The sequence below is a fragment of the Candidatus Desulfosporosinus nitrosoreducens genome, from assembly GCF_030954495.1.
Classification (GTDB): Bacteria; Bacillota; Desulfitobacteriia; order Desulfitobacteriales; family Desulfitobacteriaceae; genus Desulfosporosinus; species Desulfosporosinus nitrosoreducens.
The window spans coordinates 67453-82612 of the sequence record NZ_JAVHUW010000047.1 but is presented as its reverse complement, the minus strand read 5'-3'; the positions used below and the strand labels follow the sequence as shown (position 1 = coordinate 82612).

Here is a 15160-nt window from a genome sequence, read left to right as displayed (position 1 = left end):
TGAACCTCTAAACCAGAGAGTGATACCCCCTGCACATTTAACAGGGCTTATCCCACCGATAACACTATTATATCAAGATAAACTGCCCCCAATGTACTTTTCTAATGTCGGCAACCTGATGATACATTATAATTGACGGTAATTTGTGGGAACTGAACAAATCAATTTAAAACCTCTTACTGAAATTTTTCTGCTCTTTATTGCAAGTATATCCACAAGCGGAATAAAATGCATGTGCTCCGGTTCTTGTTGCTCCGGATACCAAGCGGACACCTGCACCTGTATCCCGCGCCCATTTCTCTACCTCATTCAATAACATTTTCCCAATACCGATTTTTCTATAATCAGATGAAACGGCGATTCCCATAATATTTTTCATAGGCGGTGCATACAGTAAATCATAATTATTGGCGTGAACATATCCTGCTACTCTATCGTCTACGGTGGCTACATATATTCGATGGTTGCTGTCCTTTAGCATACGAGCTAATTGAACTTTTGTATCTTCAACGGGGTAATCATAACCCATTTCCTTTTTGTTCAATAAAACTATCTCTGACAAATCCCGAAGTTCACATTTTCTTATGGCAATTTCCAAATCAACACCTCCCAACGCTCCTAACTGTAGATTTATGATTCAGGAATTGGCCTTGGCTTCTCGCAAACCAGTTCTTTATTTTTATTCCAGCTTTCTTATAAATGAAGCAATTTCTGTTATGTACTTTTGCTGTTCTTCATCGGGAATCATATGCCCCGACTGAAAGAATTCGACCACTTCACAAGATGGTATCGCTTTAGTGTACAATTTCAGAATTTCATCAGAAATATTCGATGCGATTTTAGCCTCATTGTTCCTCCCAACGAAAAGAGTAACAGGAATCTGCAATTTTGATAACTCAGGCGAAAAATCAATGTCATGTGCATCGCTCGCAAGTCCTTCAAGCGCTTGGCGGCGCATGAAATTGAGAATCGGAACATCTAAGTACACTAGGTTTGACCAGTATTCCACATAATCCAAATTGTATTTCACATGTACCGCCGGCTGATCAACTATAATCAGTCCTCTCATTTTCTGCTGGTTTTTCAAACTCCAGCCCAGTGCATAGGCTCCGCCACGTGAGAACCCAAGAACACAATAGTTTTGAAGCTGGCAATGCTTAACAACGGTATCAATATCCGAGAGATGATCGTCAAGATCATAACCAGCCGCCGGAGTCGAACTTAAGCCACGGCCACGTAAACTTAAGGCAACAACATGACTTCCCAAGCCAGAGAGTACAGGAATTGCCCTCTCGGCAGGCTCCCAAAGTCCGCCAATTACCAGTAATGACGGTGTTTTGCTGGATTGTGTCCCATTTTCAAGCACGTGGATTTTCACAGTTTTATTGTCAACAAAAAAACTTTTCATTAAGATCCTCTTTCCCTTAAACAAATATTATTTCCCAATAAATCTTCGCCCCTGTTGCAACCTTCATGCAATGATGACATCTGATCCACATCCTTGTTATCTATCTCTTCTTAGCAATTATTTTTAGCGCAAAACCTATCAGCACTATTCCTACCACTAAGTTTAACAGCGAAATTATTTCCATTGGTAAAAAATATCTTGTGACGCTGCCTATTGCAGCAATTATTGTCAAAAAGAATGCTGTCGATAAAACCGAACCAAAACCAAATAGATAGATTTCTCTGCGCTGTAATCCTTCTTCAACTATTTTAGTGGAAAATACTCCAGCCCAGAATAATATGGTTAAGGGGTTAGATGCAGTTATTACTATGCTTTCTAAAAATAAACTTCCGAAATTCATCTCATTAAATAGATTTATATTGGGTAGTATTTTCAGCCCGAAGACCCCAATTACAGCTTGTAACCCAAATATGGCGACGATTAATGCCCCCATAATTTTGAAGATGTTCTTTACTCTTTCTCGTTCCACACAGGAGGCTATTCCGGATATTGCTAATACTATATAAAATGCATCGGCCAGAGTTACACCTGATACACCAATTTCAGCGCCTATAAATCCTTTATTACCTCCAATTTTAAATATAAATAAACAAACCGGTCCAATTGCCAATTGCAATAATATCCCAAATTTAAACCCTTTGAAAATCATATTAACCTTTCTTCTTGTTAAGATCATCACAAAAGCATCCTATCTAAAGTTCATGTTACCCAGTAGCCCTTCACTCCCATTCAACCCGTTTCCTCCAAAATGGCTTTCTTTTAGGAAAACGGAAAATTAAATTTCTCCTGGAGTGATTAGATACTTTTCATAAAACACCAAGGTCATTTTGCTGTTTATTGGTCTGGTTTTACCAGGTTTATAGCCCAATTTCTCATATAGATAACAGTTTCCGCGTTCTTCTAATAGAGTATCCAGCTCCCACACTTTTGCATCACAATATAAGTTTTCAACCATTTGAAACACTATTTGAGCAATTCCTTTTCCTTGGTACTCAGGCAAGATAAAAATAGGACTGATACGATAACGATGGCAGTCCATTTTTACTATTCTAATACCACCTACAATAATCCCGTTGCTTTTAATCATATAATAGTCTGTAAAATACTGACTAATTCGGGTAATTACTTTCTCTATCGGCTCATTTGCAGGACTGGTTGCAAAATCCTGATATCTCAGCAATAACGGCATAAATGATTCAATTTGCATAGCATGAATAGTTCCAGCATCTTTCAACTCTGCTTTGGTTAAAGATATTTTCATTAAAGGATTCCTTCTTAAATCATGTAAATTACTTCAATCCTATAAATTCATTTTTTAATATTGAATAATATAATCTATCTACATATCGGCCATCCATATAAAAAAAGTCTCGTAACGTTCCCTCATAAACAAATCCACATTTTTCGATGACTTTTCGAGAAGGGATATTTATGGATTTATGACATATTTGCACTTTATGTAAATTCATTTTATAAAATCCATAGTGAATAATAGCTTTGGTAGCTTCAGTGGCAAGCCCCTTTCTCTGGAAATGCCTCCCGATGCAGTATTCTATTTCTGCAAAATGATTATTGTTATCTACCAAAAAATAGGCAATCTGTCCTATACATTCACCTGTCTCTTTTAAGATAATAGCCCATCTATAATAATTATCTTTTTCATAAGCACTGATATATTTATCAAGCAATTCTTTAACATCCTGCTTTGTTGTGTAAACTGGTTCAGAGTACATTGACTGAATTTCAGGATCACTAACCCAGTATTTTAACATGTCTTCATCGTCTGTATATTGGAATTTCCTCAAAACTAATCTTTCTGTTTCAATCTGCATAGTGCCAATAGGTATCAACATGACTCCACTACTCTCCTTCATAAATTTTTCGGCTTCATAAGGGACACCTGAATTCAAGCCTGCGCCGAATATTTCCTTATAATTTTCTTCGGTATAAACCCTAATACCGTTTTTAATGAGTAGGTCGGCAGTAAGGCCATTTCCCTTTTTCAAAGTTCCATTAAACTTCCCATCGTAGACCTGACCACATCCGCAAGAGGGACTTCTTGATTTTAATATGGCAGTTTTTATACCAATGATTTTAGCGAGGGCCAATGTTTTCTGTGCTCCGTCCTTAAAAGCTGCCGTGAAATCCTTCTTCTCTTTGCTGATAACCTTTTTTTCATCATCGTCAGTCTCTATAATTTCGCAGCTATCCCTCGGAATATTTAGACCGGCGATCACTTCAGGACATAATGCAATAGCCTTTCCGTTTCTGACAAGTTCTTCTATCTCCAAGTTTATTATACTTTTGCCGTCATATCTACAATTAATTCCCACAAGACAAGCACTTACTAAATACACAACATCCTCCAAATATCAAATATTACTTATGGCTGAATAATGAATAAAGAGCCGCAGAACGTCCCGCTATAATAAATAACAAGAATTATTGAAGGCCCCTGCTAAATCTTTGGTTTAGGAAAACCATGTAGATATTGAGTGACGTGGTTAAAACTTTAAAATCATATCATACCATTCAGCACCGCCGTGTCCTGAGCTCGAAACACCTTTATTTTCAAACCCAAACTTTGAATAGTAGCGAATAAGCTTCTCTTTGCACGTTAAAATAACACCCTTGCGGCCTGCTAATCTTGATACCTCTATCAAATGATTCATTAGCTGTGCCGCAATTCCTTGATTGCGATAATCCAAAATCACATCAAGTCCGAAAATAGTCTGGTAATCCCCATTGGGAACATGTAGAGTAGCATCACTAAACAGCTCATCACAGATAGTTGTTTCATTGCTTATACACCCGTTGATAAAGCCAATTATTTTTCCAGCAATTTCTGCTACAAAAAAACTTTCTGGAAATGTCTTAATTCGTTGTTCGAATGATGCTTTCGCAGCAGCCTCCGCCTCCGGAAAACAGCTTGCTTCAACTTCTGTTACTGCGTCCAAGTCTGCCGCAGATACTCTTCTAATTTTAATATCCATTATGCCAATCCCCTTTTGCTTAAATATCTAAGCTAACTTCTACTTGCTAAATCTTGACCAAATGTTTCAGCCTTTTCCCTGATTTCAGTTCTCATCTTCAAATCCTTGGGATCAACAGTGCAACCTGGGACTAAAAGCTGATGGAGATCATTGCCAAAACCAGCTATTAATTCTTTCATGTATTTCGATAAAAGTGACAAACCGTTAGGATAATCGGAACCCGCTGTAGCAATTAACCCAATTGCTAGATTTTTGAATAAAGGATTAACCACATGCTCACCATTTATTATTTTAATATGACTGTACATACGGTCGATAAGACTCTTCATTTGTGCGGAAAAATGTCCAAAATATACTGGGGTGGCAAACACAACTACGTCATAGTTGGGCATTTCCAAAACAATACGAGCCGCGTCGTCATTAGCGAAGCATTTATACTCATCAGAAATTTTACATCTTCTACAACCGATACACCCACTATATCTATTCTTAACTGATGAAATATTGATTATTTCAGACGCTGCTCCTTTAAAATTCATCCCCTCTTGTACCCAGCGTATAGCAGTCATTGTATTGCCATCTTTTTTATAACTTCCATTAATGATTAATATCTTTTTAGACATCTTTACTCCTTTCAACCGGGATCGATAGTCTTGTAGTAAGGATTCATGTTTTCCTATGAACATTCAGCGGACATGCTGAATAGCATGTATTAAGAATCTAGCACTTATGTAGATCTAAATATAAGGAGTGAACTATATGATTCTGACAGCATTAATCATCATTATTATTTTATTGTCGCTGATTATCTGGGAAATTTGGAGACTCCTCAATCCGGTCAGACCGCCCTTTCCCCCCAGTCCGTGCAACCCCTTTTAAAATAAGCGTCTAAAATTTAGCCTAGGTAAACTATTGCCTAGGCTTTTCTTTTCAGCAATGCCTACAAGTAAAGCTATTTTTTCACTTAATCAAAATACTCTTTGGTATTGTGAATAAAATCCCTGCACATAGCCTTTGCTTCATCTATACTGACTCCACTCGATGTACAGCATTTATCCCCCTTCCCATTGGCAATCACAATCACATTTTCTATTTCTCCCTGCAAGAATAGCTCCCGCAAATAGTTCAATTCTGCCAGAAAGTCTACAACCCGTTTATCTCTTGTCAGTTTTGCCTTGAATTTTATCACATTTCCCATTTTACCCCTCTTTCTTAATATAAACGCTTACCACTTTTACTCAAATCTTAACTTAGGCTTATGCAGACTCTAAGTTTGCCAAAAGTCTAACTGACGACTCAAAACACCCTCTACTATAGCTTTTAGTCAAAATATATTGGATAGGTCCCCGTTTGATTCTTGATGACCTTAATTATAGACTGGACTGCGTCACAATCTAACCATTACCCTTCAGCCTTTCCCCTGCCAGTGAACATTTAAAAGACAAGCTGAATACTATACCAGCAGAACCGTCTCCTCTTATAGAAATCGCAATGAGGGGGTGGAATAAATGGCTTTATGGTTTCTGAGTATTCTGGCAGTAATCCTCATCATCATTGGTCTATTGTTAGTCATTATACTTTAAAGCATCTTGCTCCAGACACTATGGCCTAGGTTTTCCTAGGCCTTGTCGTTCTGAGAATAACTCTATTTTTCATCATCAATCTTAAAGGAACAAAAGTATTAGCCGGGTTAATGACTTTATCAAATATTGCTTACAAATTTTAGCTAGTATCGTCTGGATAAAAAATAGAAAAACTAGAGCTGTTAACACTTAATAAGGAGGCTTAAACCATGAGAATGCTGAAACATAAAAACAATTTTCTCAGTCCCAGGTCGTTAATCATTCATACGATCGGAATTGGTGCCGCTGTCTGGTTAGGTAAAGCCTGGGGAAAAAACCGCTATTAATACCGTCCGCAAGGACGGCCTTTTACTGTGATCAAAACAGTTCTATTTAAACGCAGAACTGACACCTCAGAAAATGAGGCATCAGTTCTGTTCGTCACGTTGGAATAAAAATTTTGCTGTTTCCTTTAATGGTTATGGGCTACCTTAAGTTGACTTACTAAAGCTTCACTGATTCTATCAGGTACTTCTTCATACTGGAGAAATTTCAGGGTAAAGGTTCCTCTCCCTTGCGTGAGCGCTCTCAAATCTATAGCATAGCGCATCATTTCCGCCTGGGGAACATGGGCTTTGATGATTTGATACTTACCGCTGACATCCATTCCCAATACCCTGCCCCGTTTGCCATTGAGGTCGCCGATGACATCTCCCATGAAATCTTCAGGTACTTTAACTTCAACTTCAACAACCGGTTCAAGCAAAGCAGGCTTGGCCAGCTCCACACCTTTGCGAAAAGCAATGATGGCCGCTAATTTAAAAGCCATTTCCGAGGAATCCACCGCATGATAAGAACCGTCACAAAGCGTAACCTTAATATCCGTCACAGGGTACCCAACCATAGCGCCTTCAGTCATAGCCTCGCGAATCCCTTTTTCAACAGCCGGGATATATTGTTTGGGGACAGAACCGCCAAAGATCGCCTCCGTAAACTCAAAATCCTTTCCGTCCAAGGGTTCGAGATTGATCCAGACATGTCCGTATTGCCCGTGTCCGCCCGTTTGTTTTTTATGCTTGCCCTCGACTTTCACTGCTTTGCGAATAGTCTCACGATAAGGTACCCGCGGCACTTTGACCGCTACGGCAACCCCAAATTTCCGGGTCAGCTTTTCCTGGAGAATTTCCAGATGCATCTCACCTAAACCGGTTAACAATAATTCCTTGGTTTCTAAGTTTTTACTCAGCTTAATCGTGGGATCTTCTTCCGCCAGGCGCGCTAAAGAGTTGCCAAGCTTATCTTCATCCCCTTTGCTCTTAGGCTCGATGGCCATCGACAAGGTAGGCACCGGAAAATCTATACCTTCAAGCTGAATAGGATGATCTTTGCCGCATAAGGTATCCCCTGTTTTTACCTCTTGCAGTTTGGCAACGACAGCAATATCTCCTGCCGCAACCGAAGCAATCGGCTCTTGAGTTTTGCCCCTTAAATAGAAAGGCTGACCTATTTTTTCCTCCACCTCGCGGCTTGAATTATAGGCCATAGATTCGGCATTAAATTTACCGCCATAAACGCGGAAAAAGGACATTTTCCCTACATAAGGATCAGCTAAGGTTTTAAAGACTAAGGCAGACTTTTGCGGCAGGACTTCCGGGGCGGGAAGAAAATCAGCAAAGAAATTCAAAAGATTGGTAATGCCAATATTCTTATAGGCAGATCCGCAAAGAATCGGGATGACCAGATTTTGTTTCAAGGCCAGCCCTAAAGCGGTTTTAAGGTCAGCGGCAGTCAGGCTTTCTCCTTCAAGGTATTTAGTCAGAATTTCATCATCTGCTTCGGCAACCGCTTCTCCCAATTGCTCCCGGAAACGACTGGATTCAGACTGGAGCTCTTCAGGAACCTCTTGAACAACAAACTTGCCGCTTCCGTTAGGTTCATAATCATAGAGCTTATTTTCAATAATATCGACAATCCCGCGGAAATCGGCTTCCTGTCCCAGCGGAATTTGCAGGGGAACAAACCTGGCCTCAGGATAGGCCTGCTGGAGCTGTTCCAAGACCTTGTTAAAACTGGCATTTTCACGGTCTAATTTATTGACAAAAATAACTCTGGGCAGCTTTTGCTCAGCCATGACATCCCAAAGAATTTCCGCCTGTACTTCCAACCCGGCTACACCATTGAGGACCAAAACCGCGCCTTCAACAACTCTCAAAGCACTCTTAACTTCTCCGAAGAAATCGGAATATCCCGGAGTATCGAGAACATTGACCTTAACTCCCTGCCATTCAATAGGAATAAGACTCGTACTAATCGACACCTTGTGTTTAACTTCTTCTGGCAAAAAATCCGAGACTGTGTTTCCTTCAGTAATTTTGCCGATACGATTGATCACACCTGAATTGAAAAGAAAAGTTTCCGATAGGGAAGTCTTTCCCACTCCACCGTGGCCGACCAAACAGATGTTGCGAAGATGTTCTGCGTCATAGGTCTTCAAGACAATCTCCTCCTAGTAATGTTATTAAGAAAAAGGTCCTTACCTTTTTACTTGCAACAGTTTTTTGGAGTTTCCACGCTAGTCTGAAGAAACATATTTAAATTAGTTTATTGAGCCAAGTAGGTCAAGTATTCTCGATACCTTGCTATTTTTTCGCTTCGTAAGTCCCCCACACCAAAGGCTGCTTATTTTTCACCATATGCCTTCCCTTAGCCCAAACATCGTGAACCTGTAAAGGTTCATCCAGAACAACAAGATCAGCGTCAAAACCGACGCGAATTAAGCCTTTATTTTTAAGAGCCAGTACCCTCGCCGCATTGGCAGTTATGGTACTTAAAGCCCTCTCAAGCGAAACACCATGATGCACTACGGATTCCCGAACATCACGCCACAGCACCTCGACAGAGCCAACACCCATACCCACTAAAACACCCTTTTCGTTATATTGGGGCATACTGCCATTGCCGTCCGAGGTCACGGTAATCCGATCGTTGAGCAGCTCCCTCTGTTCTAAGAGGGAAAGTACCGCCGGCACCTGAAGCTCGGCGGGAAAGTCGTCACACCCGGCAGTGAGGTCAATATGGCCGCCTGCTTGAAGAAACTGTATACCCTGCTCCAATAAAGGATGGGTGCGGTTAATATGCGTTGGCATAAATTGAGTGATCGGGATTTCTGTTTTCTTGAGAATTTCCCATATCGGTTCCAGGCCGCGCTTGCCCTCTCCAAGATGAAGATGAACCACTCCCGCTTTTCCCCCCAGCATCCCACCTACCCGGGCCTCCGCTGCCAAACGTTCCAGTTCGGCAATTTGGGGTTGTGCCGAGCGATGATCCGAGATGGCAATTTCTCCCGTGCCAATTACCTTCGTAATCAGCGCCAGGTCTTGCTGCAAAGTCGGCAGCAGTGTTCTTGCCGGGACCTGGTAAGCACCGCTGTAAACAAACGTACTTATTCCCTCATCGTCCAAGGCATAGGCCTTCGTCAGAAGTTCCGCCATGGAGCGGGAAATTGAGTCCGTTCCCAAACAGCCCACAACCGTGGTCGTCCCGCCGCGTGTAAGCTGGGATAGCTGGATTTCCGGAGTACGTGAGGCCGGACCGGCTTCTCCGCCACCACCACAGATATGCACATGAGCGTCAATAAAACCGGGAGCTAATATCATCCCCTCAAGGTCAATCTCTTCTCCCTCGACAAAGTCGGGAAGCCGGAGATTTTTCCCAATCGCTGCGATACTTGTCCCGACAATAAGAACATCCGTATCCTCTATGAGTTTTGGACTATAAATTTTAGCATGTTTAAGAAGCTGCCACATCACAATTCCTCCCTAGAGGTAGAATGCCCTACTTTTGACATCATATCCATTATAGGAAAATATTTTCTCTATAAAGCCGGCAAATTCCTTTCTAATTTGAAAGAAGTAAAAAATTTCTTAAGCATTTCCCTCTTGCCGCAGGCATATGGTTAGAAGTAAACGATTTTGCCGTCTTTGTGGAGGTTAACATGCCAAAAAGGACCTTTGTCTACGGAGCGACTATTTTATTAGGCGCTAATTTATTCAACCGGCTTTTAGGTTTTGCTTATCAATATTTGATTATGACCCACATCGGCGGGGAAGCCTATGGCCTCTTCAATATGGTATTTCCGATTTACATGCTGGCCTTAGTTTTTACAACAGCCGGAATCCCGCTGGCCATCGCTAAAATGGTGGCTGAAGAAGTATCCTTGGGGCGCCCTCACCAGGCCCGGGCGATTTTTCATCTTGCTTTTTGGCTGCTCACCATCTCCGGCGCCGTCGTTTCCTCAGCACTTTATTTCCTGACTCCCTATCTGGCTCACAAAATTTTTCCTGACCCCAGGGTGCTGACCCTGTTCCAAATTTGCACACCTGCTATTTTTATAGTCTCCGTCTCTTCAGTCTTCAGGGGATATTTTCAGGGCCTTCAGAACATGATCCCCACTGCGGTAAGTCAAATCTGCGAACAAATAGTCCGGGTTATCGTCGGCTATACAATAGCCTTCCGGCTCCTGGGAAATGGCGTAGAATGGGCCGCAGCCGGCTTAGCAGCCGGTATGCTGGCAGGAGAAGCCGTAGGTTTATTAGTCATTGTCCTGCATTATCAAAAAGCCCGGCTGCTCCCTGGGGAAAGCTCCGCCTCCTCTTATTCAACTCCATATATTTTAAGACAGCTATGGCATCTCGCTTCTCCCGTTACCGTCGGCAGATTATTTGCCACAGGACTGTCCGCCTTAGACGCCATGCTTATCCCCCAGCGCCTCTGCGCCGCCGGCTACAGTGCGCGTGAAGCAACGACACTATTCGGGCAGCTCGGAGGATCTGCCTTTACCTTGCTTACCTTTCCCAGCGTTTTCACCTTCGCTTTGGCCACCTCACTTGTACCGTCGATCTCTGAAGCGGCAGCCAAGCGCCAGTTTCACATTGTGCGCGCCCGCAGCGTTGAAGCCATCCGTTTAACCATAATAATAGGGATTCCTTGTCTGCTTATTCTCTTTTACTTTTCCCGGCCGCTTACAGCCTTTTTTAAAAGCTCTGAGATCTCGCCAACTTTGCGAATCTTAGCTTTAGGAGGAATCTTCTCCTACATTCAGCAAACGACAACAGGGATTTTGCAGGGGTTGGGAAAAGTTCACTTGCCGGTTCTGCATTCCATCATTGCGGCCCTCTTGCGGATTCCAATCCTGATCTACCTTACCGGCCTTCCCCAATGGGGGCTGCGCGGTACGGCCTGGGCTTACGTTATCGGCTTTATTATCATGGCCACCTTAAACCTTCTGGCTATCTCCAGAAACAGCGGCATGGCTTTGGACCTGCAGCGTTTTCTCCTTCAGCCCTTTAGCGGCGGAATAGGTATGCTGCTTATCTTTCATATCTTAGATCCCATCTTGAGCGGACACGTTATTGGTTATCTGTGTGAATTCACAGGTGGTTTCACAGTTTATGCCCTCATTTTATTTTTCAATGGCGGAATTTCCTTCTCAGATCTGAGGAGGCTGCCCTGGATCGGAAAATATATCAAAGTTTAAGCTTACCTCCACCAGCGGCGGATTTTGCTTCCCCATTGCCAGTAAGAAAGCAGAAATGTCGCGGCAATAAACAAAAGAAGGATAAATTTATAAAAAAAGTAAATTTTAAGCGCCGTCAGCAAGGTTAAGACAGCTCCTATTAATATGGGTGCGGCCAGCAGTTTGGGGATTGAACTTGAACGATCTTTAGCCGTTAAGCCCGGATAGGAAATTATAACGCCAAAAATTAAAACATAAACGATAAAAGTTCCAAAAATCATGACAACTTCCTCTCTTAACAAAAAGACATAGTATATCCAATATTTTAGCACTATAAACCTCAAGAAAATGCAAATACTATCAGCGTACGGATAAACAAAAAGGGAGGAGATTAAAATATGAGTAGAAATAAAAATAACGCTAATATTTTACCCCAATCTGTTTTAGATCAATTCAAATGGGAAGTTGCCGATGAATTAGGACTGAGCGAAAAAATCAAAACCCAGGGTTGGGAAAACATGACATCAAGAGAATGCGGTCATGTTGGCGGCAGAATCGGCGGAAGCATGGTCAAGACTATGATTCGTCGAGCTAAAGAATCTCTCAACACACCCGTCTAATCTGCTCAATTTATGGAAAAGGAGTACAGAAGAATCTGTACTCCTTTATTTTACTATAAAAAAGCCTAACCTGGTTAATTAAATAATTCTTTCCAGGTTTGCAAGCAAGCAAAATCCGTCAAATCACTGTGCATCGGTGTCAGGGAAACAAAGTCGTTCTGAATCGCCGTTAAATCAGTATCACTTTCACAGTCCTGAACTAAATTTCCACTCTGCCAAAAATAAATTCTGCCCCGGGGATCTTGGCGCTGCTCAAAAACATTTTCATAAATGGCCTTACCTAAGCGGGTTACTTTGAGACCGCGCCATTCTGTCCGTGGTTTTCCCGGAAAGTTTATATTAATCAGCCCTTTATGCCGCAGTTTGAGCAAGAGGTCCAAATGCTCGACGAGATAGGCCGCGGAAGGCCCAAAGTCTTTATACTCAAAGTTTGCTAAAGAAAGAGCCAGAGAAGGAATTCCAAGTAACACCCCTTCCATAGCGGCGGAAACAGTCCCTGAATAAAAAATATCCGTTCCTAAATTAGCCCCTTGATTGATGCCGGAGATCAAAAGATCAGGCTTAGGTATAAGTCCCCCTTGCACAGCCAGTTTTACGCAGTCGGAAGGAGTACCGCTAATCGAAAATCCTTTGCCGGAACCTTCCAGAGCATGCTCCGTCACAAATAAAGGCGCAAATAAAGTTATGGAGTGCCCTGTCGCTGAGCGCTGGCCTTCCGGTGCCGCTATGCTTATATCGTGCTTGGTTTGCGATTTAAGAGCCTGATACAAAACTTGAATTCCCGGAGCGTTATAGCCGTCATCATTGGTTAACAAGATACGCATGTTGTTACTCCAATCATTCTACTTCATAAATCGATATGATCATTTTATCATCTTTTTTGGTTAAACCGAACATTAGGCGATAATCCTTTAAGTTTTTATTGAGAAAATCGACAATTTTATATAGTTCACGGTTCACGCCAACCTTTTGGGTCGCCATAAGTTCAAGTTTTCCTGGGGACCCCGAGGTTGGATTTTTTGGGTTTTCATCCATAAACTTCCTCTTCCTTATCGTCTGTTGCCTTGAATTAGGGAAAAAGCCTCGGACCTGGTAATGGAATTCGTCTTAAAGATGCCCCGCACAGCCGAGGTCAGGGTTTGCGAACCCGCCTTTTTAACACCGCGCATGGTCATACACATATGCTCCGCCTCAATCACAACCAGAACTCCCAAAGGAGAGAGCTCACCCATAATGGCGTCGGCAATTTGGGAAGTCAGACGTTCCTGAAGCTGGGGTCGGCGGGCAAACCCTTCGACAACACGGGCAAATTTCGATAAACCGGTAATTTTCCCCTTTCTGGGGATATAGGCAACATGAGCCTTCCCATAAAAAGGGACAAGGTGGTGTTCACACATGGAATAAACCGGAATATCCTTAACAATCACCATTTCTTCATGTTCCTCAGAGAATTGCACTTGCAAATGACAGCTGGGATCTTCATGTAAGCCGGCAAATACTTCAGCATACATCCTGGCAACACGCTTCGGTGTGTCTTGAAGCCCCTCCCGCTCAGGGTCTTCCCCAATTGCCTCCAGCATCATATATACAGCCTTTTCAATTTTTTCTAAATCCATCCCCATAATCGTTTCTCCTTTGTTCAATAATTCCTCAATTAATTCATTTTGGCTAAAGTTGTCCCATAAAAACATGTGTTTGAGGAATGACCCGAACATTACTAAGTTTTTCTAAAAACAAACTTTGCCAATCCAAAAGCTGACGAGGTTTAGGTGAGTTGATCTTGTTTACCTTTGTAACCGGTTGCAGAACAGTCAATAGTGATGAGTCAACTCCGGCAATCAAATCCCGGGCTTTTAAGAGGTCTTGAATCGGCGTCGTTTCATTGACCACAATTTTAATGAACACTTCCTTCATCAGACTTAAGCGCAGGAAGGATTCATGAACATCCCAAAAACTCTGATCTCCGAAAGGCAATTTGATATCCATACTAATAATATCAATAAGTGGCAATATTTTATGAAGTTGAGACGGCAGCGTCCCATTGGTCTCTAAATAAATAGGGAGTTTCTGCTTGATGATTAAAGGCAGAAGAACCTGAAGTTCATCCGCCCAAAGCAGGGGCTCGCCACCGGTAATACTCAAAGAGTGATGCCTGGTAAAATCATAGGCTTGGAGCAGTTGAACCAACTCTTCAGGGGCAATAGGATTTTCTATTTCAGCAAAAGAACGCGAGCCCGGAACAGTTTCCAGCGGAAACTTAGCGGGGGCCGAGGTTTGGGTATCACAATAAGGACACTTTAAATTGCACTGAGTCAGCCTCAGAAATATTTGGCGGGCACCAACATACGGACCTTCCCCCTGAATCGAGGAGAAAATTTCGGCTACCGGTAATTTAAGCATCATGAAACCCCACGAACTTTGCAGCGCGCAAGACGCATCGACAAGACTTCAGCACAGTAATGCTCGGCAACGCTCTCTCCGAACTGAAAAACGTCGTCAATATTGAGGTTTGTCAAACCAATAGTCGGGATTGGCGTATTGTGATTTGAAATATTTAAACCGCAGTGAACTAGGGTGGAAACGGGGGAAAGAGTAGCAATGCTTACAGAAAGCTTTTTATCTCCTGCATATAGGTCGTCACCACTCCGTCTCAGAGTCGTTACACCGCGTACTTCCAATTCTTCCTTGATCGTGGCTATTAACAAACGTTGGCGAACAATTGTTTTTTCCAAGTCCATATCAAAATGTTCCACTATAAAATGCAGCATATCCTCGCTGTGAATCCAATCCTGAGCCACAACATCTTCCATGTCCACCATTTCATTCTGTTCAACAGTGCATGAACCTCTGAATACCAAGACACTGTCACCCATCAAGCCAAAATTTTTGTAAGTAAACAATGACTGAAGCTGACTGCCGTCATAATTTAGAGGATGGCGCTGAATAAAATATTGCAAGATTGTTCCCTCTTTTCTTGAGTCTTAGGTATGCAAAAATTCTAA

The 15160-nt window shown here is 42.2% G+C and carries 17 protein-coding genes and 2 pseudogenes; 2 read left to right on the top strand and 17 right to left on the bottom strand.

Going from position 1 to position 15160, the window contains the following annotated elements; genetic code table 11:
* Positions 1 to 166: 166 nt before the first annotated feature.
* The 11 genes and pseudogenes from REC12_RS10405 to iadA form a co-directional block, all read right to left on the bottom strand.
* Positions 167 to 598, bottom strand: a complete 432-nt coding sequence (locus REC12_RS10405) for a GNAT family N-acetyltransferase (RefSeq protein WP_308894168.1) — start codon at positions 596 to 598, stop codon at positions 167 to 169.
* An 81-nt stretch (positions 599 to 679) separates the two neighbouring features.
* Positions 680 to 1408 (bottom strand): alpha/beta fold hydrolase, encoded by a 729-nt coding sequence (locus REC12_RS10400; RefSeq protein ID WP_308894166.1) that lies wholly within the window; start codon positions 1406 to 1408, stop codon positions 680 to 682.
* 100 nt (positions 1409 to 1508) lie between these two features.
* A complete protein-coding gene (locus REC12_RS10395) occupies positions 1509 to 2144 on the bottom strand; it encodes a LysE family translocator (protein WP_308894203.1) in 636 nt (211 codons plus the stop codon).
* A gap of 99 nt (positions 2145 to 2243) precedes the next feature.
* Complete coding sequence (locus tag REC12_RS10390; protein WP_308894165.1) at positions 2244 to 2729, bottom strand: GNAT family N-acetyltransferase; 486 nt, start codon at positions 2727 to 2729, stop codon at positions 2244 to 2246.
* A 28-nt stretch (positions 2730 to 2757) separates the two neighbouring features.
* A pseudogene (locus REC12_RS26610) lies at positions 2758 to 3270 on the bottom strand (GNAT family N-acetyltransferase); the annotation flags it as partial.
* 120 nt (positions 3271 to 3390) lie between these two features.
* Positions 3391 to 3825, bottom strand: a pseudogene (locus tag REC12_RS26605) (2-thiouracil desulfurase family protein); the annotation flags it as partial.
* 147 nt (positions 3826 to 3972) lie between these two features.
* Positions 3973 to 4461, bottom strand: coding sequence for a GNAT family N-acetyltransferase (locus REC12_RS10380; protein WP_308894163.1), 489 nt, complete (start codon positions 4459 to 4461; stop codon positions 3973 to 3975).
* A 32-nt stretch (positions 4462 to 4493) separates the two neighbouring features.
* A complete protein-coding gene (locus tag REC12_RS10375) occupies positions 4494 to 5084 on the bottom strand; it encodes a flavodoxin family protein (protein ID WP_308894162.1) in 591 nt (196 codons plus the stop codon).
* A 341-nt stretch (positions 5085 to 5425) separates the two neighbouring features.
* The gene (locus tag REC12_RS10370; RefSeq protein WP_308894161.1) at positions 5426 to 5659 is read right to left on the bottom strand and encodes a hypothetical protein; all 234 of its coding nucleotides are present in this window, start codon (positions 5657 to 5659) and stop codon (positions 5426 to 5428) included.
* An 836-nt stretch (positions 5660 to 6495) separates the two neighbouring features.
* On the bottom strand, positions 6496 to 8517 hold the full coding sequence (fusA, locus tag REC12_RS10365) for an elongation factor G (protein WP_308894160.1): 2022 nt from the start codon (positions 8515 to 8517) through the stop codon (positions 6496 to 6498).
* A 145-nt stretch (positions 8518 to 8662) separates the two neighbouring features.
* Positions 8663 to 9829 (bottom strand): beta-aspartyl-peptidase, encoded by a 1167-nt coding sequence (gene iadA, locus REC12_RS10360; protein ID WP_308894159.1) that lies wholly within the window; start codon positions 9827 to 9829, stop codon positions 8663 to 8665.
* Between the two features lie 188 nt (positions 9830 to 10017).
* Here iadA and REC12_RS10355 point away from each other — a divergent pair, with 188 nt between their 5' ends.
* Positions 10018 to 11559, top strand: coding sequence for a putative polysaccharide biosynthesis protein (locus tag REC12_RS10355; RefSeq protein WP_308894157.1), 1542 nt, complete (start codon positions 10018 to 10020; stop codon positions 11557 to 11559).
* Between the two features lie 2 nt (positions 11560 to 11561).
* Here REC12_RS10355 and REC12_RS10350 read toward each other — a convergent pair whose 3' ends face one another.
* The gene (locus REC12_RS10350; RefSeq protein ID WP_308894156.1) at positions 11562 to 11819 is read right to left on the bottom strand and encodes a hypothetical protein; all 258 of its coding nucleotides are present in this window, start codon (positions 11817 to 11819) and stop codon (positions 11562 to 11564) included.
* Between the two features lie 117 nt (positions 11820 to 11936).
* On the opposite strand from REC12_RS10350, the gene REC12_RS10345 reads away from it, so the two are divergent.
* The gene (locus tag REC12_RS10345; protein ID WP_308894155.1) at positions 11937 to 12158 is read left to right on the top strand and encodes an alpha/beta-type small acid-soluble spore protein; all 222 of its coding nucleotides are present in this window, start codon (positions 11937 to 11939) and stop codon (positions 12156 to 12158) included.
* Between the two features lie 74 nt (positions 12159 to 12232).
* On the opposite strand, the gene surE is transcribed toward REC12_RS10345, so the two are convergent.
* Genes surE through REC12_RS10320 form a run of 5 tightly spaced genes read right to left on the bottom strand, consistent with a single transcriptional unit; the run spans position 12233 to position 15115 of the window.
* Positions 12233 to 12982 (bottom strand): 5'/3'-nucleotidase SurE, encoded by a 750-nt coding sequence (gene surE / locus REC12_RS10340; RefSeq protein WP_308894153.1) that lies wholly within the window; start codon positions 12980 to 12982, stop codon positions 12233 to 12235.
* Positions 12983 to 12995: 13 nt separating this feature from the next.
* Positions 12996 to 13193 (bottom strand): YpmA family protein, encoded by a 198-nt coding sequence (locus REC12_RS10335; RefSeq protein ID WP_308894151.1) that lies wholly within the window; start codon positions 13191 to 13193, stop codon positions 12996 to 12998.
* Positions 13194 to 13207: 14 nt separating this feature from the next.
* Positions 13208 to 13780, bottom strand: a complete 573-nt coding sequence (gene folE, locus REC12_RS10330) for a GTP cyclohydrolase I FolE (RefSeq protein WP_308894149.1) — start codon at positions 13778 to 13780, stop codon at positions 13208 to 13210.
* A 46-nt stretch (positions 13781 to 13826) separates the two neighbouring features.
* Complete coding sequence (locus REC12_RS10325) at positions 13827 to 14561, bottom strand: 7-carboxy-7-deazaguanine synthase QueE (RefSeq protein ID WP_308894148.1); 735 nt, start codon at positions 14559 to 14561, stop codon at positions 13827 to 13829.
* Complete coding sequence (locus tag REC12_RS10320) at positions 14558 to 15115, bottom strand: DUF366 family protein (RefSeq protein WP_308894147.1); 558 nt, start codon at positions 15113 to 15115, stop codon at positions 14558 to 14560. Before REC12_RS10320 ends, REC12_RS10325 begins: the two co-directional genes overlap by 4 nt.
* Between the last annotated feature and the right edge of the window lie 45 nt (positions 15116 to 15160).